Consider the following 26,996-nt stretch of genomic DNA (forward strand, 5'->3'; position numbering starts at 1 on the left):
CGTACGGATGGTATGATCCGCTCCGATGAAAAATTCCAACCCACCTTTTACCGCCTCCGCAGCCGCCATGGCGGCGCTCGACGCCTCGATCGTTCGCGGCCGCGAGGCGCTCGTGCGACAGCAGGATGCCGATGGAAGCTGGTGCTTCGAACTCGAATCGGACGCCACGATCACCGCCGAATACATCCTCATGATGCATTTCATGGGCAAGATCGACGTGGTGCGTCAGGAGAAGATGGCGCGCTATCTGCGCGCCATTCAGCGTTTGCAAACGCACGGCGCATGGGACCTCTACGTGGATGGCGCGCCCGATGTCTCGTGCAGCGTGAAGGCGTATTTCGCGCTGAAGGCGGCGGGGGACCCGGCGGATGCGCCGCACATGGTGCGCGCGCGGGAGACCATTCTGAAGCTCGGCGGCGCGGCGAAGTCGAACGTGTTCACGCGCATTCTCCTCGCCACCTTCGGTCAGGTGCCGTGGCGCGCCACGCCGTTCATGCCGATCGAATTCGTGCTGTTCCCGAAGTGGGTGCCCATTTCGATGTACAAGGTCGCCTACTGGGCGCGCACGACCATGGTGCCGCTGCTCGCGCTCTGTTCGCTGAAGGCGCGCGCGGCCAATCCTCATGATGTATCGATTGCCGAACTGTTCGTTACGCCGCCCGAAGAAGAGCGCGAATACTTTGCGCGCGGCAAGGGTGTCCGCCGGTTCTTTCTCGCGGCTGACCGGGCGCTGCGCCATATCGAGCCGCTGTTGCCGCGCGCGTTGCGCCAGCGCGCCATGAAGCATGCCGAGGCCTGGTGCGCAGAGCGCATGAACGGCGAGGACGGCATGGGCGGCATCTTTCCGCCGATCGTCTACAGCTACCAGATGATGCAGGTGCTTGGGTATCCTGAAGATCACCCGCTGCGCCGCGATTGTGAGAATGCACTGGAAAAGCTGCTTGTCGAGCGCCCGGATGGCAGCATGTATTGCCAGCCGTGTCTCTCGCCGGTTTGGGACACGGCGTGGAGCACGATGGCGCTCGAGCAGGCGCGTACGGTCGCGCCCGCCGATCCGGCGTCGGCAGCGATCACCGACCAGGAACTGCAGCGGCGCATTGCGCGCGCGTACGACTGGCTCGCCGCTCGCCAGGTGGACGACGTGCGCGGCGACTGGATCGAGAACGCACAGCCGGACACGCCGCCTGGCGGTTGGGCCTTTCAGTATGAGAACCCGCACTATCCGGACATCGACGACACGGCCGTGGTCGCCGCCATGCTCCATCGCCGCGGCCGCGGGGAGGCCCGCAAAACGGGCGTGGACCCCTACGCGGCACGCGTGACGCGCGCGCTCGACTGGATGCGCGGCCTGCAATCGCGCAACGGCGGCTTCGCCGCGTTCGACGCCGATTGCGACCGCCTCTATCTGAACGCGATTCCCTTCGCGGATCACGGCGCCCTGCTCGATCCGCCAACGGAAGACGTATCGGGCCGTGTGCTCCTGTGCTTCGGCGTGACGGGCCGCGCCGAGGACAAGGCGGCGCTCGCGCGCGCCATCGAGTACGTGAAGGCCACTCAGCAAGCCGACGGCAGCTGGTGGGGCCGCTGGGGCACCAACTACATTTACGGCACGTGGAGCGTGCTGGCGGGTCTCGCGCTCGCGGGCGAGGACCCGAGGCAACCGTACATCGCACGCGCGCTCGCGTGGTTGCGCGCACGCCAGCACGCGGACGGCGGCTGGGGCGAGACCAACGACAGTTATATCGACCCGCGCCTTGCCGGCACCAATGGTGGCGAAAGCACGTCAAATTTCACGGCGTGGGCACTCCTCGCGCAAATGGCGTTCGGCGACTGGGAATCCGAATCGGTGCGGCGCGGCGTGGCGTATCTGCTATCCGTGCAGCAGGAGGACGGGTTCTGGTGGCATCGCTCGCATAATGCGCCGGGGTTCCCGCGGATTTACTACCTCAAATATCACGGGTACACGGCATATTTTCCGCTGTGGGCGCTGTCGCGTTACCGGCGGCTGGCGGGTGTTGCCGTTGAGGTGCGCGAAGTGGAAGAGGCCGCGCTCGCAGACTGAATTCGGCGCGGGGCGCAAGCGCCCCGCGTGGCTGGCTTATCTCGACTTCGCCAGCGTAATCGTTTCGAACAACTCATAATTCCCGGTCGGCGTTTGGTCGGCGCCGGGCGCGTGATAGTAGTTCATCGTGATCGTCGTCTTGCCGCCGTGCGTGCCGGGATCGACGTCGAACACCGCAATGCCATAGCCCGTGCCCGTATCGCGTTGCGCAGACCAGATCGCGTCTTCGAGCGCGTCCGCCGTGGGGCGCGCGAAGGTGCCCGCGGTCGCGCCCGGCACCGGGCGGTTGGGCTTCGTGAACACCTGCGCCTGCGGATTGCCGTTGCCGGCGTCCACGCCATACACGTCGAGCGGCGCGCTCGTGCCGCCGCCGCCCAGGATCAGGTGGATCGTGCCGTGGCTCGTGTCGAAGGTGTTGCCCGCGTCCTGGGCATGCGTGGCAGGACGCGGCTGAAGCGTGTCGACGCTCACGCCGGTCTTCGCATCGACGCCCGCGTGGTGATTGCAGCCGCGCACCGGGTAGCTGCGCTCGTAGTCGTGATCGTGGCCGCACACCACGAGATCCACGCCATAGCGGTCGAAGAGGGGTAGCCACGCTTCGCGAATGCCCTTGTCCGAGCCATTGCCGGTTTTCGACGAGCTGAGCGCGTCCTGGTGCATCTGCACCACGATCCAGTCGATATCGTTGTCGTCCTTCGCCTGCTTCAGGGTCTGCTCGAGCCAGCGCGTCTGCACGCCATTGCTGTAGCCGCGCACGTAGAACGACGAGCCGGGCTGGATGGGCGCATTGCCCGTGCTCGCGGCGGGTACGAGCGGCGCAGGGCCGGCCACGAAGGCAGCGGCGTCCTGGTAGACCACGTCGTCGGCGTCGAGCGAGACGAACAGCACGTTGCTCACGCGGAAGCTGTACCAGCGGCCCGGAAAATGCGTGCCGTTATCGGGCAGCGAATAGCGCGTGAGATACGAATTCAGACCCTGCGCACCGTTGTAGAACTCGATCTCGTGATTGCCGGGGCACGGCATCCACGGACGGTTCGCCGACGAAGTCTGGTTGTTGTTGCCGAAGTCGCGCCACACATCGGTCTGGTGCGCGGGATTCAGGTTCGCGTAGCAGAGGTCGCCATTGAGCAGATGAAAGAGCGGCTGGAAGCGCTCCACGGCTTCCACGGCGAAGCGGCTCTGCGGCGACGAAAGCACCCAGCCCGTGTTCGGCGTGGCGAGGTCGCCGTAGCTCGTGAAGCGAAACGGCGCGCGTCCGCGCGGCGCGGTGGCGAAGCTCGAACTGAATGGACTGCTCGCGCGGCTGTCGTTATCAGCGGTGACTTCGTATCGGTAGGTCGTGGCCGGCGCGAGCGCGCGCAGTCGCGCGTGGTACGTGAACACGACGACACCCGTGAGCCCGTCGGTATAGGTGCGCTGAACGGCGTGCACCGTCTCGCGCTTGCCGCGATCGGCGCTGTAGATCACGCGCGGATTCGTGGAGGACGCGAGCGATGCCCACGACACGACGACTTCGCGCGTCGGGTCTTCGCCCCAGGTGAGGTGGATCTGCTCGGGCGTGCCGTCGGGTGTGGCGGCGTCGGCCTTCGCGCTGCCCGCAAAAGCGCTGGCCGCGCTCGCAAAGCCGGAAGCGCCGGCAAGCTTGAGGAAGCCGCGGCGCGAGACACTGGCGCCGCTTTCGGTGGATGTATTCTCGGGGATGTCTTTTTTCGTCATGTCGTCTCGCCTCGGGAGCAGAAGGCGAAGCCTGCGCTAGCGGACTTGCATGACTGACGCGCGCGGGCGCAAGCATCGCAGGGTGAGTGTCTGCGCAACGATGGCGCGCTTGCATGACCTGGCGATGACACTGCCCTTATCTTACGCAGCACGGCGGGCCGCGCTTCTCTCGCGGGGCCCGCCGTTACTTTGCGCTTCGCCGCCAGGTATGAGCTTAGAACTTCAGGCGCATCCCTGCTGCGACGACCGCCTGGGTATTGCTGGACGAAGCCGCGAGGTTATAGATCGACGCATTGCCGAGCACCGGAATGCCTTGCGCACCGGAAACGCGTTGGTACACGCCTTCCAGATACACGTCGGTGCGGCGGCTCAGCGCATAGTCGGCCTGCAGCATGAACTGGTTCCAGTGCGGCGACGCGTTGCCCTCTACGCGGCTGACCGAGCCGTCCGTATAGGTATAGGCGCCCCCCAGGCTCAGTTGCGGCGTGAGCGCGTAACGGCCGTTCACTTCGAAGTTATTGAACGTCAGGTAGTCGGCATCGAACGCATTGAGCGAGCCGCCCTGGGCGATTTGCGTGGGTTCGTCGACCATCGTGCGCGTGAACACGAGGCCCACCTTCGCGGGCCCGATCGTATAGCTGCCGCCCGCGCCGAGCGTGCGGGTGCGCGCGGCCACGAACATCGGATCGTTGTCGGTGCCGCTGCCGGCGCTGAGCGCGCCGTTCGTGGTCGAGCCGGGCTCGTTGCCCTGGAAGTACGCCACGGCCAGGTTGATCGGGCCGCCGTTCCACGAAGCGCCCATCGTGTAGGCGTTATTGTTCGAGAAGCCGCCGCCCTGGTTGCTGAACGCGTAGGCGCCTTCCACCTGGAAGCCCGCGTAGGTCGCGCTGCGGAACTTGACGGCGTTGTTCATGCGCACGTCGTTGTTGAGGTTGTCGTTGTCGAACGGGTGCATCGCGATGTTGCCGCCGAAGCCAGAGCCCGTGGCCGACATGGGCGCGATCATGTCCACGAGCGCGTCGTACTGGCGCCCGAGCGTGAGCGTGCCGTACTGGTCGCTGCCAAGCCCCACCCACGCTTGCCGGCCGAACATATAGCCGCCGTTGGAGCCCTTGCCGTTGACGACCGAGAAGCCGTTCTCGAGGTCGAAGATCGCCTTGAGGCCGCCGCCCAGGTCTTCCGTGCCGCGCAGGCCCCAGCGGCTCGTGCTCACGTTGCCGGACTGCATGCCCCACGTCGTGCCATGACCCGTGGACGACTTCTGATTGCTGACGTAGTCGAGTCCCGCATCGACCGTGCCGTAGAGCGTGACGCTGCTTTGTGCGTGAGCGCTCGTGCAGGCGGCGGCCGCCGCGAGCGCGAGGATGTTCAACAACGCTTTTTTCATTTCGGTTCCGTAGAGAAGGAAGAATCTTCGTGTGTGGCGGAACCGGAAATTTAGGCGAGGGCGATTACGCAAACGTGTCGAAAATGGCCCTTAAAATGAAGCTTCGTTTAGATTCTTGATATCTTCAGTTCATGAGAACCGAGGGCCTCAAGCTATGGTGGATAAATCAACCAAAGATGGGGATCGACGCGGTGAGTGAGCGGTCGAAAGGGCGTGTCAAGGCGCCGCAAGCCTGACGTCAGCGGATTTGACGATCGCGACGACCGTCACGCCAGCTTTCAGGCCGAGCTGGTCCAGAATCCGGGTTTCGATGACTGAGGTGAAGATGCCCGCCGCCGTGGCGACATCGACCTCCGAATGCTTCTCCCCTCTGATGATTTCGAGGATTCGGCCGGGGAACTGGTTGCGAATGCGGGTTGTCGGTGTATCCATGATTCGCAAACGTATAGGTTCGGGGTGGCAAAGGGCTGGACCATACCGCGCTGCGTGGCACTCGGGGAATCAGGGTTTCCCGCAGCGGGGTAAGCTTATCGAAACTATCGGATTTCGTGATGACTGGTATCCGGAATGCAAAGTTGAGTAGTCAATCACATAGGCCTACCATTTCTAGCGCATAGGCGGCGTGTGGTGGTTCCCGGACACCCGTCAGTCGTAAATGGAGGCCTTTAGTGGACCACGGCGCTCGAACTCAAGACGAAAAGCTGGAAATCAAGACCACGACCTGTTACATGTGCGCGTGCCGCTGCGGCATTCGCGTGCATCTGCGTGAGGGGGAAGTCCGTTATATCGACGGCAACCCGGAACACCCTTTGAACCAGGGGGTGATCTGCGCGAAAGGTTCGTCGGGGATCATGAAGCAGTGTTCGCCGGCCCGCCTCACGCAGCCGCTCATGCGCAAGCAGGGCGCCGAGCGTGGGCAAGCGCAGTTCGAGCCCGTTTCGTGGGACGTGGCGCTCGACACGATCGAGAAGCGCCTCGCCCATCTGCGGGCAACCGACCCCAAAAAATTCGCGCTCTTCACCGGCCGTGACCAGATGCAGGCGCTCACGGGCCTTTTCGCCAAGCAGTTCGGCACGCCCAACTACGCCGCCCACGGCGGCTTTTGCTCCGCGAACATGGCCGCGGGCATGATTTACACCATGGGCGGTTCGTTCTGGGAGTTCGGCGGCCCGGACCTCGACCGCGCCAAACTCTTCATCATGATCGGCACAGCGGAGGATCACCACTCCAATCCGCTCAAGATCGCCCTTTCGAAGTTCAAGCGTGCGGGCGGCCGCTTCATCGCGATCAACCCGATCCGCACCGGTTACGCCGCCATTGCCGACGAATGGGTGCCCATTCGTCCCGGCACGGACGGCGCGCTGTTCATGGCGCTGATCCACGAGCTGATCGAGGCCGACGCGTACGATCACGAATTCGTCAAACGCTTCACCAACGCGGGCGAACTGCTGGACATGCGCGCGGAGAGCGACACGTTCGGCCTGTTCGTGAAGGACGCGAGTCTGCCCGAGGGCAATCCGCTGTTCCCGCAAAACCATCTGTGGTGGGACGAAAATACGGGCCGTGCGGTGCAGCATCACGCGAGCGGCGCGCAGCCCGCGCTCGACGGCCGCTATGTGCTGGACGACGGCACGCCGGTGGCGCCTTCATTTGCGCTGTTGCGTGAGCGCTTCAAGGATACGACGCCCGAATGGGCTCAGGAAATCACAGGAATCGCGGCGGAGACGATCCGCCGCCTCGCGCGCGAGATGGCGCAAACGGCGCGCGATCACAAGATCACGTTGCCGATCCCGTGGACGGATGCCTGGGGCGTGAAGCACGAAAGCGTGACCGGCAACCCCATCGCTTTTCACGCCATGCGGGGGCTGGCCGCGCATTCGAACGGCTTTCAGTCGATCCGCGCGCTCGCCGTGCTGATGTCGCTGCTCGGCACGATCGACCGGCCTGGCGGATTTCGTCACAAGTCGCCGTATCCGCGCGCGGTGCCCCCATCGGCCAAGCCGCCAAGCAGTCCGAACGATGTCAAGCCGAATACGCCGTTGCCGTCCGGGCCGCTCGGCTGGCCCGCGGCGCCCGGCGATCTCTTCATCGACGAAGCGGGCGAGCCGGTGCGCATCGACAAAGCCTTCTCGTGGGAATATCCGCTCGCGGTGCATGGCCTGATGCACAACGTCATCACGAACGCGTGGCGAGGCGACCCGTACCCCATCGACACCTTGCTTATCTTCATGGCCAACATGGCGTGGAACTCGTCGATGAACACGAGCGAGGTCCGCAAAATGCTCACCGACCGCGGGGCGGACGGCGAGTACAAGATTCCGTTCCTCGTGGTGTGCGACGCGTTCCAGTCGGAGATGACGGCATTCGCCGATCTGATCCTGCCCGACACGACCTACCTGGAGCGGCACGACGCGATGTCGATGCTCGACCGGCCGATTTCGGAATTCGACGGGCCGGTGGATTCCGTGCGCGTGCCGGTGCTCGAGCGCACCGGCGAATGCCGCCCGTTCCAGGAAGTGCTCGTCGAATTGGGTAGCCGCCTGAAGCTGCCGGCATTCACGACGGCCGAAGGCGAGCGCAAATTCAAGGACTATCCGGACTTCATCGTCAACTTCCAGACCGCGCCCAATTCCGGCGTCGGCTTTTTGATTGGCTGGCGCGGCAAGGACGGCGACAAGGCGCTCGTGGGCGAGCCCAATCCCCGCCAGTGGGAGGAATACGCGAAGAATAACTGCGTGTTCCATTACACGCTGCCCGAAGAGCTTCAGTACATGCGCGGCGTAAATGGGCCTTACCTGCAATTCGCCGTGGAGAAGGGATTCCGGAAATTTGCAGAGCCCATCCTTATCCAGCTCTATTCGGATGTCATGCAGAAGTTCCGCCTCGCCGCGCAGGGCAAGACAGATGCGCGCCAGCCGCCCGAGCATTTGCGTGCGCGCGTCGAGCGCTACTTCGATCCGCTGCCTTTCTGGTATGCGCCGCTGGAACTCGCGGCAACCGATCTCGAACGCTACCCGCTTGCGGCAGTCACGCAGCGCCCCATGGCGATGTATCACTCGTGGGATTCGCAAAACGCGTGGCTGCGGCAGATTCACGGCGAGAACTACCTGTATGTGAATCCGCGCATGGCGCAGGAAAACGGCATCGAGGACGGCGGATGGATCTACGTCGAATCGCAGTGGGGCAAGGTGCGCTGCATGGCGCGCTACAGCGAGGCAGTCGAGCCCGGCACGGTGTGGACATGGAACGCCATCGGCAAGGCCGCCGGCGCATGGAATCTCGGACCGGAAGCCAATGAGTCGCAACGCGGCTTCCTGCTCAATCACCTGATTACCGAAGAACTGCCTTTCGGTGATGGCCGGCGCGTTTCGAACTCGGATCCGGTGACGGGGCAGGCTGCGTGGTACGACGTGCGTGTGCGCGTCTATCCCGCCGAGGCCGATGCCGACCACACGCTGCCGCAGTTCGCGCCGATGCAACCCCTGCCGGGCTCGACGGGCACCGTTGAACGGATTCAGGCGTATTTCGCGGGCAGCGGCAAGTTCGCCGCGCGTCTGCGCAATGTTGTGACACGCAAGTAAGGAGGACCCCGAAATGACGCAAATGGCGTTGGTGATCGACCTGAACGTCTGTGTGGGGTGCCACGCGTGCGTGACGAGTTGCAAGGAATGGAATACCTCGGGGCAGGCGGGCAGCCTTTCGGATGTGCGCCCCTACGACGCCGATCCGTCCGGCACCTTCTTCAACCGCGTGCAGACGTATGAAGCCGGGGAGTTCCCGAATTCGGACACCATTCACTTTCCGAAATCGTGCCTGCACTGCGAAGACCCGCCGTGCGTGCCAGTCTGCCCCACAGGCGCGAGCTTCAAGCGCAAGGAAGACGGGCTCGTGCTCGTCGACTACGACAAGTGTATTGGCTGCAAGTATTGCTCCTGGGCCTGCCCGTATGGCGCGCGCGAACTGGACGAAGAGCGCAAGGAGATGACCAAGTGCACGCTGTGCGCGGACCGCATCTATAACGAGGCGCTGCCCGAGCGCGACCGCAAACCCGCTTGCGTGCTCGCATGCCCGACATCGGCGCGGATTTTCGGCGACATTCACGACCCCGAGTCGGATGCGTCGAAGGCGATTCAGGCGCGTGGCGGCTATCAGTTGATGCCGGAGTGGGGCACGAAGCCGTCGAATCACTATCTGCCGCGCGTGAAGACCGAAAGCAGCTGTGGCAGCGGTTCGTGTGGGTGCAGCGGTGGCGCATCGGCGGCGTCGCCCGCGAGCATGCTCGATGCTGGCGAGCCGATCAACCTCGCGAGCCTGGCGATCCGGCGTGGCACACCGGCCATGTCGCGCGACATGCGGCTCGATGATCGACTGGATTCAGGCAAGCTCAATCTGGCCGCTTTCGCAACGCGAGTGAAGTCGCTATTCACGCGTTCACAACCGGTTGCGACCAGGGAGATTTGAATGAGACCCGCATTTTCCGTCGTTTTTCTGACCACGCTTTCGGGGGCTGGACAAGGGCTGCTTGTCGCGCTGTTCGGCGTGGAGCTGCTCACGCGATTGCATCCCGAATGGGCGCCGTTGCAGGGCGTGTCGCGGCAGTTCTATATTTGCGGTGCGGGGCTCGCGGTTGTGCTCGGTACGCTGGGGCTCGTCGCTTCGGTCTTCCATCTGGGTCATCCTGAGCGTGCGTGGCGCGCCATCGCCATGTGGCGCACCTCGTGGCTCTCGCGCGAGTGTCTCGCGCTGCCCTTGTTTCTTGGCACGACGTTCCTGTACGGACTGGCCCACTGGATGAACTCGCCCTGGTCGTTCGCCATCGGTGCGATTGCGGTCATTGCGAGTTTGGGCCTCTTTGCCTGCACGGCAATGATTTATGCGTGCCTGCGCTTCCTTCAGGAGTGGGCGACGCCGCTCACGCTCGTGAACTTCGTCCTGCTTGGCTGTGCTTCCGGTTTCACGATTGCGACTGCATGCGCGGCGTGGCTGGCGCCCGATATCGCGCCGGCACTTGGGCTCGCCGCGTGTGTGTTGATCGTTGCGGGCTGCGTCAGCCGAGTGGCCACACTCGCACGCAATGACCGGTTGCAGCCGCGCTCGACGCTGCAAAGCGCCACGGGCATCCAGGCCAGCAAGGTCAGGCAGATTTCGCGCGGGTTTACAGCAAGCGCTTTCAATTTGCGCGAGTTCTTTCACGGCCAATCCGACACGACGATGCGATGGGTGAAGTGGGGGTTTATCGTGGCTGCGTTTCTGGTGCCGCTGGCGCTGGTCGCGCAAGCATTGCATCCGCTGTCCGCAACCTTGCTTCTCGTGGCGTGCGTCGTCCAGTACGCGGGCCTTGTCGCGGAGCGCTGGTTCTTCTTCGCGCAGGCGCGCCATCCGCAGAACCTCTATTACCAGCGCGCGGCCTGATGGGGCCGGGGGCATCGGCCGCTCCGATGCCCCGGAAGTTGTTCATGTCCTGGTCAATCTACGATTTTCTTTGTGACTACGAGCGCGATCACGAGGAATACCACGCACAGCACCACAAAGATAAAGAACAGGATCTTCGCAATTGCGGCTGCACCGGCCGCGATACCCGTGAAGCCGAACAGGGCTGCGATCACGGCGATTACCGCAAACAACAGGGCCATCTTGAGCATGGTCGATTTCCTCCTCGTGTGAAGGCGCGGCCACGTGGGCTGCGCTGCTTGATGGACTGACAGCGCATCTGCTCAGCAATCGATGTGCCCGGCCGGAGGGGCGAGTCGGGGGGAAGAAAAACGGCCCGGCGCGCGCAGGTGCACGCCGGGCCAAACCGGCGCCGCACAGGGGAGCACGGCGCCTTCCGAGGGCTTGATGACGAACGGAACGTTCGCGAAGAATTTGCGCGTAGCGCTTACAGGTAGGAGGTTCCGTCGATGTAGGCCTTGCGCCAGCGAACGATCTTCACGCTCTCGAACAACCCGACATGCGTGAACGGGTCCTGCGCGATGAAGCGCTCGGCTTCCTCGCGGGTTTCGAGATCGACGATATAGATACCGCCGCCCGCGCTGCTGCCGTCGTCGTTGAGCTTGGCGCCGCAGGCGAGCAACAGCGCCTTGTTGCGCGCGAGAAATTCCAGATGCACGCCACGCTCGCGTGAGCGCACCTCGGCGTGGCCGGGCTTGTCGAACGTTTCGATGAGAAAGGGCATGGCGCGTTCCTCTTAATTGGGCACGATGGCCGACGGATGCTGGGCCAGCGGCGTCACGCTGATCTTCAGGAACGGGAAAAGCGGCAATGCGGAAAGCAGCGTATGGAGTTCGTCGTTCGATTCGACGTCGAACACGCTGTAATTCGCGTATTCGCCGGCCACGCGCCACAGATGGCGCCATTTGCCTTCTCGTTGCAGCTTCTGCGAGAACGCTTTCTCTTGGGCCTTGAGGGCGTCGGCGAAGGCGGCGTCGGTGCCGTGCGGAATCTGCACCTGCATGTGCACGAGATACAGCATGAATGGTCTCCGTTAAAGGTATGGGTTCAGGGGAGGGCGCGTATCCGATCCGCTCAGCCCCAGGCGAGAATCGCAACCGAATAAACGATGCCGATCCAGAACATCATGATGACCGTGTAGCCCATGATGTCCTTGAGTTTGAGCTTCGAGAGCGCGAGGGCCGGCAAGATCCAGAACGGCTGCACGAGGTCGTTCCATGCGTTGCCGAGCATCACGGCCGTCGACGTATGGCCCACGGAGGCGCCGATCGTCTTCGCTGCCTCGATCATGAACGGTCCCTGAATGACCCAGTGCCCGCCGCCTGAAGGCGCGAAGAAGTTGATGACGAACGAACTGATCAAGCCCCAGAACGGCAGCGTGCCCGGTGTGGCAACCTTCACGAACGCTTCGGAGAACGTATTGACGAGACCCGAAGACGCCATGATCGCCATGATGCCGGCGTAGAACGGGTACTGCAGAATGATGCCGCTGATCGTGCGAATGCCTTCGTTGAGCTTCTCCACATAGCGGATCGGCGTGCCGAGCAGCAGGATGCCGAGGAACAGAATGAAGAAGTTGATGAGGTTCAGGTCGATCGAGCCGCCCTGCACGAAATGCAGCGCGACATAGCCCATGCCGATCAGGCCGATCACGTAGCTCAGAATGCGACTGTTATTCAGGCGGTTGGCGAGCGTGTTGCCTTCGTCGAGATCCACGCCGAGCGCGTCTGCCTTCTGCTGCTTTTCTTCCTGGGCGCGGTCGATTTCCTTGATCGGCTGACCAGGCTTGGGGTGCAGCCATGCATTCAGGAGCGGCAGCGTGATGATGGTTACGAGGCTCGTAATGAGCATGGTGGGCGAGAAAATCGTTTCGGAGAGCGGAATGACGCCCATCTGCGCTTCGAGCGGATGCCCCTTCGTGGAGATCAGCACGGGAATGCTCGCCGAAAGCCCGAGGCCGTAGAGTGTGAAGCCGCTATAGGCCGAAGCGATGATGAGTGGATAATGCACGCCTTTCACACGCATCGCGAGTTTGCGCGCGACGACGCCGCCGACCACGAGGCCGAAGCCCCAGTTCAGATAGCTGCCGATGCCGCCCACCAGCGTCGCGACGATGATCGCCATGCGCGGATCGTTTACGCGCGCCACCACGCGGTTCAGAAAGCGGTCGGTGAGCGGTGCCGTTGCGAGCACGTAGCCCATCGCGAGAATCACCGCCATTTGCGTGGTGAACGCGAGCAGTGCCCAGAAGCCCTTGCCCCAGCTCGTGGTGAGGGCCGTGACGGCTTGCCCTTGCACGATCACGGCAAGCGCCATCGTCAGCAGCGTGAGGCCGATCGCGAACACGAATGGATCGGGCAAATACCGGCGCATCAGCTCGGTAAAGAAAGCGGTGACTTTCTGCATGGAAGTGTCTCTGTCTGAATCGTAATAGTTGTCGGGTCTCTTCGGCTCTCAGCGCGTGCGTTCGAGGCGCTTATGAGTCGTCGTGGCTTTGGGTTTTGCGATGACGGGCGAGATGCATGAGCTGGCGGTCGCGCCAGCCCACACGCTCGTCCCATTGATCGAGCGGCAGCGCCGCGCGTCTTGCGGCCTCGACCTGCGCGACGAGTTCAGGCGTCCACGGGTCGTGCTGGCCGCGTTCGGCGCCCATGCGCGCGTACGATGGGCCCATCTTCTGCGCATGCGAGGCAATGCCGCCGCGCGTGTTCAGATCGACGGTCTCGAACGGGCCGATCACCGACCAGCGTGGGCCGAGGCCTTCGCGCATCACGGTGTCGATGTCTTCCACCGACGCCACGCCGTCGCGCACGAGGCAATACGCCTCGCGCAGCACGGCGCCTTGCAGGCGGTTGAAGATGAAGCCTTCCACTTCGTGCTTCACGCGCACGGGCTTCATGCCCGCTTCGGCGTAGAGCGCGATGGCGCGCGCGGCCGCCCCTTCGGATGTGAAGGCTGCGGGCACCACCTCGATCATAGGCACGAGGTAGGGCGGGTTGCCGGGATGGGCGACCATGCAGCGCGCGCGCCCCGGCAGCGTTTCGTCCACGAATTTCGAAGCCGCGAGAAACGACGAAGCGCTCGCGAGTATCGCGTCGCGTGGCGCGGCGCGGTCGAGCTGCGCGAAGATCTCGCGCTTGAGTTCGGCACGCTCGGGTGCGCATTCCTGCACGAGATCGGCCTCGGCCGCAGCGGCTTCGAGCGTATCGACGATCGCGACCCGCGCGGCGATCTCGCTCGCGCTTTCGTCGAGCAGGGCGTATTGCGTGAGATCGCCGAGGCGCAATGCGATCTCTTCAGGCGCGGCGTCGCGGCGCGCGGCGTCGGGATCGTAGAGACGCACGCGCCAGCCGGCCCGCGCGAAGCATATTGCGAACGCCACGCCAATGCTGCCCGCGCCGACAATGCCCGCTCGTCGCGGTTTGCCTGCTTGCGTGGGCGTTTCGAGGGCCGCCATCGTCAAACCCCCGCGACGCCAACGGTCATGCCGCCGCACACGTAGAGCACCTGGCCGGTCACGAAGCCGCTGCGCGCATCGAGCAGATAGGAAGCTGCGTGCGCGACATCGTCGGGCGTGCCTACGCGCTTCACGGGTACGGCATTGATGATCGCCTCGGTGCGCGGCGCGCCGGGCGGATTGGCGCGGTCGAACAGCTCGGTTCGGATGGGGCCCGGGCCAATGGCGTTCGCGGTTACGCCGAACTCGCCCAGTTCCAGCGCCCACACGCGCGTCATGCCGATCAGTGCGGCCTTGGTGGCCGAATAGGCCGTGCGCAACTCCTTGCCGAGCGCGGCGCGCGACGACATGTTGACGATGCGCCCAAAGCCCGCTGCCTTCATGCCGGGCAGCAGCGCCTGCATGCACTGCTGGGCGCAGCGCACGTTGAGGGCCCATGCGCGTTCGAGTTCTTCGAGCGACTGGTGCTCGGCGTCGTTGGGCACGACCACGCCCACGTTGTTGATGAGGCGCGTGATCGGGCCCCCCTCCAGCGCGCGGGCAAGTGCCGCCGCCGTCGCCTGGGTGTCGGAGAGGTCGGCGATGATGCCGTCGCCCACGCGGTCGATGACGACGGCTTCGTAACCGTCGGCCTCGCAGCGCGCGGCGCACGCGGCGCCGATGCCGGCGGCGCCGCCGGTAATCAGGACTCTTTCTTTAGCCATGTTTTCTCGTGAATTCGGGTAAAACAAAGGATTGCGAATTAGTTCGTCAAACCGTTGCGACCGGCGTGACGGGCGACCCCATCGCGCCCGGCAACCGTAGCGGCGGCGCGGTGAGCATGAAGCGCGAGCGTCCGTGCGCACGCAGCCACAACGCGAGATCGCGCAAATACCAAAGCTCGCCCAGCGGCAGGCCGAGCTTGAAGAGGCAGTGGTGATGCAGCGGCATGAGCGGATGATCGCCCGGCGCGGCCGGCGCTCGCGCGGGATAACGTTCGACGGCGTAGTTGTCGGCGGCGAGCGCGGCGATGCCTGAGTCGGTGATCCAGTTCAGCAGGCGCTCGTCGCGGCCGTCGAGTGCGCTGCAGTGGCTCGACAAAACGGCTTCGTCGGGCTGGCGGTTCATTTCGAGCACCATCTCCGCGAAGCCCGTGCGCAGCACGAGCATGTCGCCGCGCTCGACTTCCACGCTGTCCGCCTCGATCACGCGCATCAAATCGTCGTAGCCCACGGTGCGAAACTCGCGGCCAAAATGCGCGGCGAAATCGATCAGCACGCCACGGCCTTGCATCCCCTTCACGGCAAGGTGCTCGATGCCGAGCACGTCGGCATGGCTATGTTCGCCGCCGCAGGCGTGAGGCGCGAAGTTGTCTTCCGCGCGATATTCCATCGGGCCGACGACGTCCACGTTCGCGCGATAGCCGTTGTAGTAGACGCTCTCGGCCACACCGTCGCCGTTGGCGTCGAAGCGCGCGCCCACGTGCGCGAGCGAATCCCACTGCGTGGAGTATTGGAGCGAGAGCAGCACCTGATCGTCGCTCACCACGTCGGTTGCGCCCGCTTCGTTGCGCGCGAACGGGAAGTTCACATAAGGCAGGCCGTCGCGAAAGGTGGGGCGCAGCACCGGCGGATGGCGGCGCACGTTGAGCTTGCTGTCACCGGGAAAGTCGAGCGGCAGCGAGAGCGTGAACGTGAGACCCGCGCGAATTTCCTGCGCGCCCTTGAGCACCTGCTCCGCGCCGATGAGATTGGGGCGGCCCAATTGATCGTCGGGACCGAAGTCGCCCCAGTTCGAGCCTTCCGGCCGGTTTTTCCAACGCATGCTTTGACCTCCACTTCAGGAATTCCGCGCCTGGCGCATCGCTACATCGAGTGCCCGAGGCGTCTCAGGCGGCGAGGAGCGTTGGCGGGATTTGCGCGTACACCTCGAGCAGCGCCTTCACGGCGTTCTGCTCGTTCTTGAGAAGGCGCGCCTTGGGCGCGCCAATGACGAGCGCAAACGCCTCGCCGTGAATCAGGAAACCGCGCGCGAGTCCGGCTACGTCCTCCACGCTCTCGCCCGTCGAACGATGCCAACCGTCCGTCACGCCTTGCTCGACGTCGTGCTCGAACGCGGCGCGGTCGATCAACGCGCCATTGGCCGAGTGCAACTGCGGCTCGAAACTGTCGAGCAGTTTGCGGCGCGCGGCCGGGGCGAGCGCGCCGAGCAGCGCCTTGCCCGCGGCGCTCGCGATAGTCATGAAGCCTCCCGGCTCGTCGCTATAGCGGATCTTCTGGCGCGACTCCATCACGTCGAGATAGACCACGCGGTTGCCCGCAAGCGTGGCGAGCGCGGCGGTTTCGCCGGTGGCGTCGCGCAACGCGGAAAGCAACGGCTGGAACATCAGCGTCAGCGGGTCCTCGCTGCAGATGTCGCGCGCGACGTGCAAGAGACGCTGCGTGGGGTAATAGCCCGCCTTCACGCCTGGCGCGTACAGATAGCCTTTGGCCACCATCGTCTGCAACAGCGCGTGGCAGCTCGACAGCGGGATCTCGGTTCGACGCGCAATCTCGCTGTAGATCATCGGTTGCCGGACCTCGGCAAAGAGGTTGATCACGTCGAAGACGCGCACTGCAGTTTTCACATCCATGAGAGCATTATCGGCATACCGATAACAGCCTGACAATACGATTACGGGTAAACACCTAAATCGTCGCAATCGCGCCCCGCTCTGGCGGCGGCCGAACTGAGGGTTATCCCTTGGTTGACGCTAACGAACGACCGTTTCATAGTCCGCACCTTCCGGCACTTTGTTCGTTGAATGAAAGGTGGTTCGTAAGCGAACGTTATCGCACGCCACTTTCGAATCGGAAAAGCCCGGGACATGGCGCGTTTCGCTTTGGAAACCGCCGCTCGAAATCGAAATCTGGAGACGTCTCTTGGCAGCAACCTCCCTCGACACCCAGCATCGCCAGGCTCGCAAGGCGGGCATCGCTTCGTTCGTTGGCACGACGATCGAGTGGTACGACTTTTACGCGTACAGCACCGCGGCCGCACTCGTGCTCGGCAAGCTCTTTTTCCCTTCGACGAATGCGCTGATCGGCACGTTGGCCGCCTTCGCCTCGTTCTGGGTTGGCTTTCTCGCGCGCCCGATTGGCGGCATCGTGTTCGGCCACCTCGGCGACAAGGTGGGCCGCAAGAAAACGCTGATCGTCACACTCATGCTGATGGGCGGCTGCACCACGCTCATGGGCCTTTTGCCCACTTACAACCAGGTGGGCGTGCTCGCGCCGGTGCTGCTCATCCTGCTGCGTCTCACGCAGGGCATTGCCATGGGCGGCGAATGGGGCGGTGCGGTCGTGCTTTCCTCGGAACATGCGCCCAAGGGCAAGGAAATCCTCTATTCGGCGTTCGCGCAGCAGGGCTCGCCCGCCGGCAATCTGCTCGCCACGGTCGCGTTTCTCGTGATTTCCATGCTGCCTGATCACCAGTTCATGACCTGGGGCTGGCGCGTGCCGTTCCTGATGTCGGCGGCGCTGGTGGCCGTGGGGCTCTTTATTCGCATGAGCGTGGACGAGTCGCCTGCCATGAAGGAGTTGCAGGCGAAGAACAAGGTGGCGAAGCTGCCGATCGCCGAAGTGCTGCGCCATCACAAGGGGCTCGTGGCGATGGGCGTGGGCGCCTGCGTGATCGCGCTCTCGGCCACTTACTTCAAGACCACGTTCGCGCTTTCGTGGGCCGTGACCTCGATCGGCTTCGACCGCACGCAGTTCCTGAGCGTCATCACGTTCGCGATTGTCGTGCAGTTGATCGTGCAACCGTTCGGCGCGGTGCTCGCCACGAAGATGGATCTCAAGAAAGCGATCATCTACATGCTCGTGCCCGAGATCGTTGCGCTGCCCCTGATGTTCTCGATGATCGCCACCGGCTCGACCAAACTCGCGATGATCGGCATGGCGCTCGCCTCGATTCCGCATTCGCTCTACTACGCGGCCATGGCAGGCATGCTGGCGAAGGCTTTCCCCGCGCAGGTGCGCTACACCGGCATTTCGCTCGCTTATCAGATTTGCGGCATGGTGTTCGCGGGCACGACGCCGATTCTCGGCCAGTACCTGTTGAGCGCCACGGGCAGCATTCTTTCGGTGGTGGCGCTGGGCGTGGTGCATGTGCTCATCACGCTGGTTTGCGCGCTGATGCTGGTGGCGCGCATGCAGGGCGAAGGCACGCTGGAGGCGCAGCGTACGGTGACGGCGCGGGTTTGATCTGCTGAATACCGGTGATGCGGGGTAGACGGGGCGCGGGCGATTGAGTCCGCGCCCCGTTTGCCTTGAGCCTTAACCGCTCACCCCCGCGCCTTCTCCGCCTCCAGATAGAACTCGCGCAGCGACTGCCCAAAGGTGGCATCGACATCGCGCAGCACACCTGCGCGTGTGAACATGGCAACCGGCGGCAGCGTCCAGTCGAGCGTGTACGGCACGATGGCCACGCCCGCGAAGTGCACGAGTTCCTCGGCAATATCGGCGGGCACGATCGACACGGCGTTCTCGTTCGTGCTGATCATCTCGCCGATCAGCCGCGACGTGTAGCTCTCCACGATCGGCACGGGCGGCGCCACGCCCGCATGCAGGAAGAGGTCGGAAATCTGTTCGCGGATGGGCGTGTGTGGCGCGCCCAGTATCCAGTCCAGCTCGACCAGCTTTTCCCAGTCGAGCTTGCCGCGCGCCAGGCGCGCCGCGAGCCGCCGGCTCGCGATGAGCCGCGGCTTTTGCTGATGCAGCACCTCGAAGCGCAACTGCGAGACATCCACAGCGGAAGACGCGCGGCCGATCACGATATCGAGCGTATGGTCGCGAAGCTGCGGCAGGAGCGCGTCGCTCGTGCCTTCGTGAATCGTCATGGTGACGCGTTGCGGCAGCCGTGACTGCGTGAGGCGAATGGCCGCGGCCAGCGTGCGCCCCGAGATGAACGGAATCACGCCCACGTGCACGCGCGTGGCGTGGCCGGCCACCACGGCTTCGATGTCGCGCGCGAGGTGGTCGAGGTCGTGCAGCATGGCCTGGGCGCGCGCGAGCACCACGTTGCCGAGCGCCGTGGGCGTCATGCCGCGCGGCGTGCGGTCGAAGAGCGGCGCGCCGAACATGCTCTCCATTTCAGCCAGCGCGTTGGTGACGGCGGGCTGGCTCGTCGCCATATGTTCCGCCACGCGCGTGAGCGAGCCGTGCTGGCGGATCTGCAGGAGCAGGACCAGATGGCGCATTTTCAGGCGTGTGTTCAACCGCCTCGTCACGTCGTCAATGCTGAAAGACACGATTCCCCAGGGTATTACGAAAAAATGATGGCCCCATACTAAATCAAAATGGACACGTTATGAGGGCTCTCTAGAATCGCCTCATTCGAACACGCCAGGCCGCGCCAGCCCCGATCCAGGTTGGCCGGCGCGAGCCGGGCCCTTTCCATATCGAGTGAGGAACATGAACAAGACCGATCGTCAGGCCGCGCTGGAATATCACGAATTTCCCACCCCGGGCAAGATCTCGGTGACGGCCAGCAAGCCGCTCGTCACTCAGCGCGACCTCGCGCTCGCCTATACGCCGGGTGTCGCCGTGGCCTGCGAGGAGATCGTCGCCGATCCGCAGAACTCGTTCCGCTACACGGCGCGCGGCAATCTGGTGGGCGTGATCACGAACGGTACGGCCGTGCTCGGTCTGGGCAACATCGGCGCGCTGGCCTCCAAGCCGGTCATGGAAGGCAAGGCGGTGCTCTTCAAGAAGTTCGCCGGGATCGACGTGTTCGACATCGAAGTCACCGAAAGCGATCCGGACAAGCTCGTGGACATCATCGCGAGCCTCGAAGCCACGTTCGGCGGCATCAATCTGGAAGACATCAAGGCCCCCGATTGCTTCACGGTCGAGCGCAAACTGCGCGATCGCATGAAGATTCCGGTCTTCCACGACGATCAGCACGGTACTGCCATTACCGTTTCGGCCGCGTTCATGAACGGCCTGAAAGTGATTGGCAAGGACATTACGAAGGTCAAGGTCGTGACTTCGGGCGCGGGCGCCGCGGCGCTGGCGTGTCTGGACCTCATGGTCGATCTCGGCCTGCCGCTCAAGAACATCTGGGTGACCGATATCGACGGCGTGGTCTACCAGGGCCGCACGACGCTCATGGACCCGGACAAGGAACGCTTCGCGCAGGACACCTCGGCGCGTTCGCTTTCCGACGTGATCGAAGGCGCGGACGTGTTCCTCGGCCTTTCCGCGGGCGGCGTGCTCAAGGCGGAAATGGTCAAGAAGATGGCCGACAAGCCGCTGATTCTCGCGCTTGCCAACCCCACGCCGGAAATCTTCCCCGAGGTCGCGCTCGAAGCGCGCCCGGACGCGGTGCTCGCCACGGGCCGTTCGGACTTCCCGAACCAGGTCAACAACGTGCTGTGCTTCCCGTACATCTTCCGCGGCGCACTCGATGTGGGCGCAACGACCATCACGCGCAACATGGAAATCGCGGCTGTGCACGCGATCGCCAAGCTCGCGGAAGAAGAGCTGAACGATTCGGTGGCCGCCGCATACGGCGCCTATGATCTGCGTTTCGGCCCGAAGTACCTGATTCCGAAGCCGTTCGATTCGCGCCTGATCGTGCGTATCGCACCGGCCGTCGCGAAGGCGGCGATGGAAGACGGCGTGGCCACGCGCCCCATCGACGACTTTGGCGCGTACACGAACGAGCTGCAGCAGTTCGTGTATCACTCGGGTGCGTTCATGAAGCCGATTTTCGCGGCCGCGAAGCAGTTCGTGCGTGACGGCGGCAAGTCGCGCATCGTGTTCGCCGAAGGCGAGGAAGAGCGCGTGCTGCGCGCGGTGCAGGTGATCGTCGACGAGAAGCTCGCGCGTCCGATCCTGATTGGCCGCCCCGAAGTGCTGCTCGCCCGCATCGAGAAGTTCGGCCTGCGCCTGAAGCTCGGCGAAGACGTGGAAGTCACGAACCCCGAGTACGACGAGCGCTTCCACCAGTATTGGACGACCTATTGGGAACTGCGCTGCCGCGACGGCATTTCGAAGGAAATGGCGCGCGTGGAAATGCGCCGCCGCCTCACGCTGATCGGCGCGATGATGGTGCGCCTGGGCGACGCGGACGGCATGGTGTGCGGCACGGTGGGCGCGTATCACGACCACCTGCGCTTCGTCGATGAAGCCATCGGCATGCATCCGAACGCGAATACCTATGCGGCGATGAACATCCTGCTGCTCGACAAGCGTACGGTCGCGATCGTCGACACGCACGTGAACGACAACCCGAACGCCGAGCAGATCGCCGAATTCACGCTGGCGGCTGCGCGCCAGATGGAATGGCTGAATCTGCAGCCGAAGGTCGCGCTGCTCTCGCGTTCGAACTTCGGCTCGGGCAGCTCGGCTTCGGGCACGAAGATGCGTGAAGTGCTCAAGCTCGTGACTCAGAAGAATCCCGATCTGGAAATCGACGGGGAAATGCACGGCGACTGCGCGCTGGACGAAGCGCTACGCCTGCGCATCCTGCCGCATTCGAAGCTCAAGGGCGCGGCGAACCTGCTCGTGTGCCCGAATGTGGACTCGGGCAACATCGCCTACAACCTGCTCAAGACGGGTGCGGGCAGCAACGTGGCGGTCGGCCCGTTCCTGCTGGGCGTGAATGCGCCGGTGAACGTGCTGACGTCGAGCTCGACGGTGCGACGCATCATCAACATGGCCGCCCTGACCGTGTTGCAGGCGAACCGCGACTGAGCGTAGACGGCGGACGCACGACCTGCGTCCCGATAAAAAACGCGCGATGGCTTCTAGCTGTCGCGCGTTTTTTTCTTTCGGGTCAGGCCGCGGTTTCGGCTAGCTGTTCGTCGATCAGGCGGCGGGCCGCGCTGTAGCCGCCCATCAAGGCGTCGATATCGGAGCGGAAGGGAAGGCCGGCGGCGTTCTCGATTTTCAGGTGTGAGGGTAATACGCGCTCGCCGTTGGCCGCGATGCTCACCACGGCCGCGTAGCGAGGACGTTCGATTTCCGGTCGATCGAGCGGGACCGTGCCTTTCGCTTCGACGCCAACGCGGATTGCGTAGCCGCGATATTCATAGGTGCGATTCATGACTGCATTGCTGTGCGGATTACAGCTTGCAAGGGTACGGCGTGCGAGCTTAAGTCAACCTTACGTTGCACTGAATGAACCGAAAGAAACCTTGTCACGTTGCGCACGAATCGAGGTAAGTCGAAAGGCGGTGAAAGGCGCTGGTTAGTAAGGTGCGCAAAGGATTCTGTTCCAACGAAAAAAAGCGGATTCACAGGCTTCGCAGGCGCATTCCCTTAAGGTTCTCATCAGCTTGGAGCAGGCACGATCTCATCACTCTGCCCAGCGTTGCGCGTTGCCATGCGCGTGACATTCGCACGGCGTAGGGTGGAACCAGCCAGACTGGATATCGTTGTCAGCGCAACTTTCGGGAGTGCAGCGCCATGAAGCCGCCGACCGATCGCCTGCACGCGTACCTGTTCGTTGCTTCGCTTTCGGCGATCGTCATTCAGGTCGCCGTGGTCATATCGATCCTGCTGCTGCACGTACCGGAACGCGCCTTCGAGTCGTCGCCGTTTCGCGTGGCCGTGCTCGCGGCCATAGGCTGCGTGCTCCTCGCAGTGCACAGGCAAGTGCGGCGCGTCACGCGCGAGGCCGCGTCCCGCAACCGCAGTCAGGCGAAGCTGCGTGCTACGCGCGCGGCGTGCGCCTCGAAGCGCGCGGCCCGCGCGCCGCTGCGTGCACGCCATATCCGCAATGCCATGACAGCGGCTGCGGCCCGCTCGAGCGCACGCTAAAGCACTTACAGCACGCATTGCGCGCGAACTTCAGCCATCCACAGGCGGAACGGGCATCTCGAGGTTGAGCTGGTAGAAAGCGGCGTCGAGCCAGTGGCCGAACTTGAATCCCGCTTCCTTGATCGTGCCCGAGTGCGTGAATCCCAGCTTGGTGTGCAGCGCAATGCTTCCGCCATTGGTGGCGTCGATGCACCCCACGAGCACGTGAATCTGTTGCTCACGGGCGCGGCGGATCAACTCCAGCAGCAGGCGTTCGCCGAGGCCACGGCCACGCTGGTCGCGGTGCACGTAGACGCTGTGCTCGACCGTGTACTTGTTGGCGGGAAACGCGCGGAATGTGCCCCAGCTCGCGAAGCCGAGCAGCGTGCCGGCTTCATCTACGGCGCCCACTACCGGAAAGCCGTTCGCGCGTTTGGTGCCGAACCATGTGGCCATGGCCTCGGGCGGGCGCGGCTTGTAGTCGTAGAGCGCGGTTGAATTGACGATCGCGTCGTTGAGGATCTCGAGAATCGCCGACGCATGGTCCGCTTCGTTGCAATCGATGAAGCGCACACCATCGCTCTGTGAGTTCGCATTCATAGGGAATCCTCTTTAAATGAAAAGGGTGGCAGATTGAGGCGCATCAGGCTGGTTCAGATACCGCTTACGTCGCAAATGGCCACGATGTAATGCGCGGCGTGGGAGCCTGGATTTCTGAATATCAGTGGCTGATCGAGCCGCATGGCGAGGCAATCGCCCGCATGGAGCGAATGCCGTTCATTGCCCAACTCCACGTCGATCCTGCCTTCCATCACCCAGACTTGCTGGTGAATCACATTGTCGCGGCCGCCCGTTTCATAGGCGACGCGTGCGCCGGCGGGGAAATCCACTTCGACCAGCTGGATCGGCGAAGGCCAGTTGGGCGGCGAGACGCTCCGGCGCATATAGCCCGACTGCGGATCGCGCCACAGTGCCTGCTGCTCCCGGCGTACCAGGGGCTCAGCGGGCGCGCTCTCGCCACTTGCGCCGAAGAGGCTCGCCATCGATACCGAAAGCCCCGCCGCGAGCTTTTCGAGCACCACCGCCGTGGGGCTGGCGGCGCCGCGCTCGATCATCGAGATCATCGAGCGGCTCACGCCGCTGCGCGTGGCCAGCGCGTCCAGCGTCAGGCCGCGCGTTGCGCGCAAATCGCGCACGCAGCGGGCGATGCGCTCGTTGATTCCGGCGTCGGTCGGGCTGTCCATTTGACTCGTTTCCAAGATGATGGAGTTATTATCCAGTAAATTGGAAATCACGGTCAATAAAAAAGCGGGCGGCCCGGTTTCAGGGCCGCGCGCTCGGCGCGTTACTGTTTTTCCGGCAGGAACCAGTTCATCACGAGCGCGCAGATGCCGCCCGTCGCGACACCTGATTCCAGCACGTTCTTGAGGGCATGCGGCAGGCTGGTCAGGATCTCGGGCACCTGCGAGACGCCAAGGCCCAGCGCGAGCGACACCGCGATGATGAGCAGGGCGCGGCGGTCGAGGCGAGTGCCCGCGAGGATGTTGATGCCCGAAGCGGCCACCGCGCCGAACATCACCATGGCCGCGCCGCCCAGCACGGGCTCGGGCACGGCCTGCAGCACGCCCGCCACGGGCGGGAAGAGGCCCAGCACGACGAGCATGCCCGCGATCCAGAGGCCTACGTGGCGGCTGGCGATGCCGGTGAGCTGGATCACGCCGTTGTTCTGCGCGAACACGGAGCTGGGGAACGTGTTGAAGAAACCGGCGAGCAGCGAGTTGAAGCCGTTGACGAGTACGCCGCCCTTGATGCGCCGCATCCACACGGGACCTTCCACCGGCTCTTTCGACACCTTGCTGGTGGCGGTGACGTCGCCGATCGCTTCGAGCGAGGTCACGAGGTAGATGATCAGCATGGGCACGAAGAGCGACCACGAGAAGCCCAGGCCGAAATGCAGCGGGGTCGGAATCTGGAACAGCGCGGCTTCGCGCGCGCCGGTGAAGTCGAGCCGACCCATTGCGCCCGCAACGATATAGCCGATGGCGAGCGCGATGACGAGCGCCGTGCTGCGCACCCAGACGACAGGCACGCGGTTGAGCACGATGATGGTGCCGAGCACGAGGCCCGAGAGCGTGAGATTCTGGACGCTCGCGAAGTTGCCCTTGGCGATGGCGCCATAGCCGCCGCCCATGCTGATGAGGCCGACCTTGATGAGCGTGAGGCCGATCAGCAGCACGACGATGCCGGTGACGAGCGGCGTGATGAGGCGCTTGATGAAGGGCAGGATGCGCGATACCGCCATTTCGACGAACGAGCCTGCGATAACGACGCCGAATATCGCGGCCATCACGGTAACGACAGGCGTGCCCTGCTTGACCATGAGACTGCCGCCCGCGATGAGCGGGCCGACGAAGTTGAAGCTCGTGCCCTGGACGATGAGCAGGCCCGCGCCGAGCGGCCCGACGCGCTTGCATTGCAGGAACGTGGCGATGCCGGAAATCACCAGCGACATCGAGACGATCAGCGTGGTGTCGCGGCTGGAAACGCCCAGAGCCTGGCAGATCAAGAGGCCCGGCGTGACGATAGGCACGAGGATCGCGAGCAGATGCTGGAGCGCGGCCACGAAGGCGATGGTGGGCGCGGGGCGGTCGTTGGGGCCGTAGACGAGGTCGTGGGTGGTTTCGGTGTCGTCGGCGCCGTGGGAAGCGGCGCGTGGGGTCGATGAGGCGGATTGCATCGGGAGCGGCGGGTGAGCGGAGAAAGCGCAGCATTTTAACGGAAGCTGAGGGGGAACCCTGAGCGCGCGCGCTTCAGGGCGCGCAGTCCAACAGCGCGCCCGCCGCCCCCATTACTTGCCGTTGCGCGAGCGTGCCCGCTCGGCGAGCGCTTTGTAGTCGTAGGTGGGATAGAACTCGGTGTGGTAACCGCCCCACGCGGTTTCCTCGATTGCGCGATTCACCTCGCGCAGCCGGTCGGCGGGCACGCGCAGCGTCACGACCTGGCCGATTCCCATCATCACGTACCACGAGACCACTTCGATGCCGGGCGGCGGGAAGGCTTTGTAGAAGCCCTGTTCCGCGAGTTGCTGATTGATCTTCGGCAGCGGCTTCGACTCGTCGTGCTTCAGGAAGATCGTCAGGAGGAACGTGCCGTCGCCGGCGGGCGCGGCAGGGGGCGTTTCGGCGGGGTTAGTTTGCGCGACGGCGGAAAGCGGGACGAGCAGCGGAACCAACAGCGGGGCCAGCATGGCAGTCACGGTGATCACGGCGGCGCCTGCTATCCATTTGCGTACGGCATGCATCGGCTTTCTCCTGAATCGGGTGGGCGAGCCCTTACAATAGGTCGGTCCTCACTTGCATGCCAAACGAGCCAATGACACGAGATCCTCGCCTCACCCTGAACGCGCGCCAGCAGGAAATGCTCGAATGGGTGCAACGCGATGGCTTCGTCACGGTCGACGATCTCGCCTCGCATTTCGATGTCACGCCGCAGACCATTCGCCGCGACGTAAACTGGCTCGCCGACATGAATCTGCTGCGCCGCTATCACGGCGGCGCGAGCCTGCCCACGAGTTCGGAAAACGTCTCGTACAGCGCGCGGCAACACATGTTTCATGAGGAGAAGCGCCGTATCGCGGCGCTCGCGGCCCAGCACATTCCCGATCAGGCGTCGCTCTTCATCAACCTCGGCACCACGACCGAGGAAGTGGCGCGCGCGCTCAATCATCATCAGGGCTTGCGCGTCGTCACGAACAACCTCAACGTCGCGAGCCTGATGAGCGGTTATCCCGACTGCGAAGTGATGATCACGGGCGGCGTCGTGCGCCCCTGGGACAAAGGCATCGTCGGCGAGCACACCATCGACTTTATCCGGCAATTCAAGGTGGATTACGCGATCATCGGCACGTCGGCCATCGAGACCGACGGCACGCTGCGCGACTTCGACACGCGCGAGGTGCGTGTGGCCCAGGCCATCATCGAGCATGCGCGCACGGTCTACCTCGTCGCCGACCATTCGAAGGTCGGCCGCCCGGCGCTCGTGCGCCAGGGGCATCTGAGTCAGGTTCATGCGCTCTTCACCGACCAGCCGTTGCCCGCGGAAATGAACGAGGCGGTTCTCGCAGCGGGCACGCAGGTTCACATCGCAGCGTAAGGCGCG

25 protein-coding genes are annotated in these 26,996 nt (G+C 64.0%); 8 read left to right on the top strand and 17 right to left on the bottom strand.

Annotated elements, in window-relative coordinates; all coding sequences use genetic code 11:
* The first annotated feature begins 25 nt into the window (after nucleotides 1-25).
* Nucleotides 26-2,062: a squalene--hopene cyclase gene (gene shc, locus JMY28_RS12810; protein WP_201696289.1), complete on the top strand. Its 2,037-nt coding sequence runs from the start codon at nucleotides 26-28 to the stop codon at nucleotides 2,060-2,062.
* A gap of 36 nt (nucleotides 2,063-2,098) precedes the next feature.
* Here the strand turns inward: shc and JMY28_RS12815 are convergent, their stop codons facing one another.
* From JMY28_RS12815 to JMY28_RS12825, 3 genes are all read right to left on the bottom strand, one after another.
* On the bottom strand, nucleotides 2,099-3,778 hold the full coding sequence (locus JMY28_RS12815; protein ID WP_201696290.1) for a purple acid phosphatase family protein: 1,680 nt from the start codon (nucleotides 3,776-3,778) through the stop codon (nucleotides 2,099-2,101).
* A gap of 214 nt (nucleotides 3,779-3,992) precedes the next feature.
* The gene (locus JMY28_RS12820) at nucleotides 3,993-5,165 is read right to left on the bottom strand and encodes a porin (protein WP_201696291.1); all 1,173 of its coding nucleotides are present in this window, start codon (nucleotides 5,163-5,165) and stop codon (nucleotides 3,993-3,995) included.
* A 216-nt stretch (nucleotides 5,166-5,381) separates the two neighbouring features.
* Entirely contained in the window at nucleotides 5,382-5,597 is a 216-nt protein-coding gene (locus tag JMY28_RS12825) for a TOBE domain-containing protein (RefSeq protein ID WP_201696292.1), read from the bottom strand.
* A 236-nt stretch (nucleotides 5,598-5,833) separates the two neighbouring features.
* Between JMY28_RS12825 and JMY28_RS12830 the strand changes: the two genes are divergently transcribed.
* Genes JMY28_RS12830 through JMY28_RS12840 form a run of 3 tightly spaced genes read left to right on the top strand, consistent with a single transcriptional unit; the run spans nucleotide 5,834 to nucleotide 10,577 of the window.
* Nucleotides 5,834-8,746 (top strand): molybdopterin oxidoreductase family protein, encoded by a 2,913-nt coding sequence (locus JMY28_RS12830; RefSeq protein ID WP_201696293.1) that lies wholly within the window; start codon nucleotides 5,834-5,836, stop codon nucleotides 8,744-8,746.
* Nucleotides 8,747-8,759: 13 nt separating this feature from the next.
* Nucleotides 8,760-9,626 carry a 4Fe-4S dicluster domain-containing protein gene (locus JMY28_RS12835; RefSeq protein ID WP_201696294.1) on the top strand — a complete coding sequence of 289 codons (867 nt, stop codon included), beginning with the start codon at nucleotides 8,760-8,762 and terminating at the stop codon, nucleotides 9,624-9,626.
* Nucleotides 9,627-10,577 (top strand): dimethyl sulfoxide reductase anchor subunit family protein, encoded by a 951-nt coding sequence (locus JMY28_RS12840; RefSeq protein ID WP_201696295.1) that lies wholly within the window; start codon nucleotides 9,627-9,629, stop codon nucleotides 10,575-10,577.
* Between the two features lie 53 nt (nucleotides 10,578-10,630).
* Here JMY28_RS12840 and JMY28_RS12845 read toward each other — a convergent pair whose 3' ends face one another.
* The 8 genes from JMY28_RS12845 to JMY28_RS12880 form a co-directional block, all read right to left on the bottom strand.
* On the bottom strand, nucleotides 10,631-10,807 hold the full coding sequence (locus tag JMY28_RS12845) for a DUF1328 family protein (RefSeq protein ID WP_201696296.1): 177 nt from the start codon (nucleotides 10,805-10,807) through the stop codon (nucleotides 10,631-10,633).
* A 236-nt stretch (nucleotides 10,808-11,043) separates the two neighbouring features.
* The gene (locus tag JMY28_RS12850) at nucleotides 11,044-11,340 is read right to left on the bottom strand and encodes a YciI family protein (protein ID WP_201696297.1); all 297 of its coding nucleotides are present in this window, start codon (nucleotides 11,338-11,340) and stop codon (nucleotides 11,044-11,046) included.
* A 12-nt stretch (nucleotides 11,341-11,352) separates the two neighbouring features.
* Nucleotides 11,353-11,637, bottom strand: coding sequence for a muconolactone Delta-isomerase (gene catC / locus JMY28_RS12855; protein WP_201696298.1), 285 nt, complete (start codon nucleotides 11,635-11,637; stop codon nucleotides 11,353-11,355).
* A 53-nt stretch (nucleotides 11,638-11,690) separates the two neighbouring features.
* Nucleotides 11,691-13,022, bottom strand: coding sequence for a short-chain fatty acid transporter (locus JMY28_RS12860; RefSeq protein WP_201696299.1), 1,332 nt, complete (start codon nucleotides 13,020-13,022; stop codon nucleotides 11,691-11,693).
* A 70-nt stretch (nucleotides 13,023-13,092) separates the two neighbouring features.
* The gene (locus JMY28_RS12865; RefSeq protein WP_201696300.1) at nucleotides 13,093-14,073 is read right to left on the bottom strand and encodes a 3-hydroxyacyl-CoA dehydrogenase; all 981 of its coding nucleotides are present in this window, start codon (nucleotides 14,071-14,073) and stop codon (nucleotides 13,093-13,095) included.
* 2 nt (nucleotides 14,074-14,075) lie between these two features.
* A complete protein-coding gene (locus JMY28_RS12870) occupies nucleotides 14,076-14,777 on the bottom strand; it encodes an SDR family oxidoreductase (protein WP_201696301.1) in 702 nt (233 codons plus the stop codon).
* 46 nt (nucleotides 14,778-14,823) lie between these two features.
* Nucleotides 14,824-15,876: a cyclase family protein gene (locus tag JMY28_RS12875; protein WP_201696302.1), complete on the bottom strand. Its 1,053-nt coding sequence runs from the start codon at nucleotides 15,874-15,876 to the stop codon at nucleotides 14,824-14,826.
* 64 nt (nucleotides 15,877-15,940) lie between these two features.
* On the bottom strand, nucleotides 15,941-16,684 hold the full coding sequence (locus JMY28_RS12880) for an IclR family transcriptional regulator (RefSeq protein WP_201696303.1): 744 nt from the start codon (nucleotides 16,682-16,684) through the stop codon (nucleotides 15,941-15,943).
* 289 nt (nucleotides 16,685-16,973) lie between these two features.
* Here JMY28_RS12880 and JMY28_RS12885 point away from each other — a divergent pair, with 289 nt between their 5' ends.
* Nucleotides 16,974-18,296 carry an MFS transporter gene (locus JMY28_RS12885; protein ID WP_201696304.1) on the top strand — a complete coding sequence of 441 codons (1,323 nt, stop codon included), beginning with the start codon at nucleotides 16,974-16,976 and terminating at the stop codon, nucleotides 18,294-18,296.
* Nucleotides 18,297-18,376: 80 nt separating this feature from the next.
* Here the strand turns inward: JMY28_RS12885 and JMY28_RS12890 are convergent, their stop codons facing one another.
* Nucleotides 18,377-19,342 carry a LysR family transcriptional regulator gene (locus JMY28_RS12890; RefSeq protein ID WP_201696305.1) on the bottom strand — a complete coding sequence of 322 codons (966 nt, stop codon included), beginning with the start codon at nucleotides 19,340-19,342 and terminating at the stop codon, nucleotides 18,377-18,379.
* A 163-nt stretch (nucleotides 19,343-19,505) separates the two neighbouring features.
* On the opposite strand from JMY28_RS12890, the gene JMY28_RS12895 reads away from it, so the two are divergent.
* Nucleotides 19,506-21,791 (top strand): NADP-dependent malic enzyme, encoded by a 2,286-nt coding sequence (locus JMY28_RS12895; protein ID WP_201696306.1) that lies wholly within the window; start codon nucleotides 19,506-19,508, stop codon nucleotides 21,789-21,791.
* 82 nt (nucleotides 21,792-21,873) lie between these two features.
* On the opposite strand, the gene JMY28_RS12900 is transcribed toward JMY28_RS12895, so the two are convergent.
* Nucleotides 21,874-22,143 (bottom strand): hypothetical protein, encoded by a 270-nt coding sequence (locus JMY28_RS12900; protein ID WP_201696307.1) that lies wholly within the window; start codon nucleotides 22,141-22,143, stop codon nucleotides 21,874-21,876.
* 362 nt (nucleotides 22,144-22,505) lie between these two features.
* Between JMY28_RS12900 and JMY28_RS12905 the strand changes: the two genes are divergently transcribed.
* A complete protein-coding gene (locus JMY28_RS12905; protein ID WP_201696308.1) occupies nucleotides 22,506-22,859 on the top strand; it encodes a hypothetical protein in 354 nt (117 codons plus the stop codon).
* A gap of 30 nt (nucleotides 22,860-22,889) precedes the next feature.
* Here the strand turns inward: JMY28_RS12905 and JMY28_RS12910 are convergent, their stop codons facing one another.
* The 4 genes from JMY28_RS12910 to JMY28_RS12925 all read right to left on the bottom strand — a co-directional run bounded on the left by JMY28_RS12910 (nucleotide 22,890) and on the right by JMY28_RS12925 (nucleotide 26,139).
* Complete coding sequence (locus tag JMY28_RS12910; RefSeq protein WP_201696309.1) at nucleotides 22,890-23,438, bottom strand: GNAT family N-acetyltransferase; 549 nt, start codon at nucleotides 23,436-23,438, stop codon at nucleotides 22,890-22,892.
* Nucleotides 23,439-23,491: 53 nt separating this feature from the next.
* Nucleotides 23,492-24,082 (bottom strand): helix-turn-helix domain-containing protein, encoded by a 591-nt coding sequence (locus JMY28_RS12915; RefSeq protein ID WP_201696310.1) that lies wholly within the window; start codon nucleotides 24,080-24,082, stop codon nucleotides 23,492-23,494.
* Nucleotides 24,083-24,183: 101 nt separating this feature from the next.
* Complete coding sequence (locus tag JMY28_RS12920; protein WP_201696311.1) at nucleotides 24,184-25,575, bottom strand: uracil-xanthine permease family protein; 1,392 nt, start codon at nucleotides 25,573-25,575, stop codon at nucleotides 24,184-24,186.
* Nucleotides 25,576-25,686: 111 nt separating this feature from the next.
* Nucleotides 25,687-26,139, bottom strand: a complete 453-nt coding sequence (locus JMY28_RS12925) for a hypothetical protein (protein WP_201696312.1) — start codon at nucleotides 26,137-26,139, stop codon at nucleotides 25,687-25,689.
* A gap of 71 nt (nucleotides 26,140-26,210) precedes the next feature.
* Between JMY28_RS12925 and JMY28_RS12930 the strand changes: the two genes are divergently transcribed.
* On the top strand, nucleotides 26,211-26,990 hold the full coding sequence (locus JMY28_RS12930; protein WP_201696313.1) for a DeoR/GlpR family DNA-binding transcription regulator: 780 nt from the start codon (nucleotides 26,211-26,213) through the stop codon (nucleotides 26,988-26,990).
* Nucleotides 26,991-26,996: the final 6 nt, after the last annotated feature.

This window comes from Paraburkholderia hiiakae (assembly GCF_904848665.1).
Classification (GTDB): domain Bacteria; phylum Pseudomonadota; class Gammaproteobacteria; order Burkholderiales; family Burkholderiaceae; genus Paraburkholderia; species Paraburkholderia hiiakae.

What these genes read in the sequence shown, in the direction of transcription:
- shc (WP_201696289.1), top strand. Translation starts at nt 26, where the DNA reads ATGAAAAATTCCAACCCACCTTTTACCGCCTCCGCAGCCGCCATGGCG.
- JMY28_RS12815 (WP_201696290.1), bottom strand. Translation starts at nt 3,778, where the DNA reads ATGACGAAAAAAGACATCCCCGAGAATACATCCACCGAAAGCGGCGCC.
- JMY28_RS12820 (WP_201696291.1), bottom strand. Translation starts at nt 5,165, where the DNA reads ATGAAAAAAGCGTTGTTGAACATCCTCGCGCTCGCGGCGGCCGCCGCC.
- JMY28_RS12825 (WP_201696292.1), bottom strand. Translation starts at nt 5,597, where the DNA reads ATGGATACACCGACAACCCGCATTCGCAACCAGTTCCCCGGCCGAATC.
- JMY28_RS12835 (WP_201696294.1), top strand. Translation starts at nt 8,760, where the DNA reads ATGACGCAAATGGCGTTGGTGATCGACCTGAACGTCTGTGTGGGGTGC.
- JMY28_RS12840 (WP_201696295.1), top strand. Translation starts at nt 9,627, where the DNA reads ATGAGACCCGCATTTTCCGTCGTTTTTCTGACCACGCTTTCGGGGGCT.
- JMY28_RS12845 (WP_201696296.1), bottom strand. Translation starts at nt 10,807, where the DNA reads ATGCTCAAGATGGCCCTGTTGTTTGCGGTAATCGCCGTGATCGCAGCC.
- JMY28_RS12850 (WP_201696297.1), bottom strand. Translation starts at nt 11,340, where the DNA reads ATGCCCTTTCTCATCGAAACGTTCGACAAGCCCGGCCACGCCGAGGTG.
- catC (WP_201696298.1), bottom strand. Translation starts at nt 11,637, where the DNA reads ATGCTGTATCTCGTGCACATGCAGGTGCAGATTCCGCACGGCACCGAC.
- JMY28_RS12860 (WP_201696299.1), bottom strand. Translation starts at nt 13,022, where the DNA reads ATGCAGAAAGTCACCGCTTTCTTTACCGAGCTGATGCGCCGGTATTTG.
- JMY28_RS12865 (WP_201696300.1), bottom strand. Translation starts at nt 14,073, where the DNA reads ATGGCGGCCCTCGAAACGCCCACGCAAGCAGGCAAACCGCGACGAGCG.
- JMY28_RS12870 (WP_201696301.1), bottom strand. Translation starts at nt 14,777, where the DNA reads ATGGCTAAAGAAAGAGTCCTGATTACCGGCGGCGCCGCCGGCATCGGC.
- JMY28_RS12875 (WP_201696302.1), bottom strand. Translation starts at nt 15,876, where the DNA reads ATGCGTTGGAAAAACCGGCCGGAAGGCTCGAACTGGGGCGACTTCGGT.
- JMY28_RS12880 (WP_201696303.1), bottom strand. Translation starts at nt 16,684, where the DNA reads ATGGATGTGAAAACTGCAGTGCGCGTCTTCGACGTGATCAACCTCTTT.
- JMY28_RS12895 (WP_201696306.1), top strand. Translation starts at nt 19,506, where the DNA reads ATGAACAAGACCGATCGTCAGGCCGCGCTGGAATATCACGAATTTCCC.
- JMY28_RS12900 (WP_201696307.1), bottom strand. Translation starts at nt 22,143, where the DNA reads ATGAATCGCACCTATGAATATCGCGGCTACGCAATCCGCGTTGGCGTC.
- JMY28_RS12905 (WP_201696308.1), top strand. Translation starts at nt 22,506, where the DNA reads ATGAAGCCGCCGACCGATCGCCTGCACGCGTACCTGTTCGTTGCTTCG.
- JMY28_RS12910 (WP_201696309.1), bottom strand. Translation starts at nt 23,438, where the DNA reads ATGAATGCGAACTCACAGAGCGATGGTGTGCGCTTCATCGATTGCAAC.
- JMY28_RS12915 (WP_201696310.1), bottom strand. Translation starts at nt 24,082, where the DNA reads ATGGACAGCCCGACCGACGCCGGAATCAACGAGCGCATCGCCCGCTGC.
- JMY28_RS12920 (WP_201696311.1), bottom strand. Translation starts at nt 25,575, where the DNA reads ATGCAATCCGCCTCATCGACCCCACGCGCCGCTTCCCACGGCGCCGAC.
- JMY28_RS12925 (WP_201696312.1), bottom strand. Translation starts at nt 26,139, where the DNA reads ATGCATGCCGTACGCAAATGGATAGCAGGCGCCGCCGTGATCACCGTG.
- JMY28_RS12930 (WP_201696313.1), top strand. Translation starts at nt 26,211, where the DNA reads ATGACACGAGATCCTCGCCTCACCCTGAACGCGCGCCAGCAGGAAATG.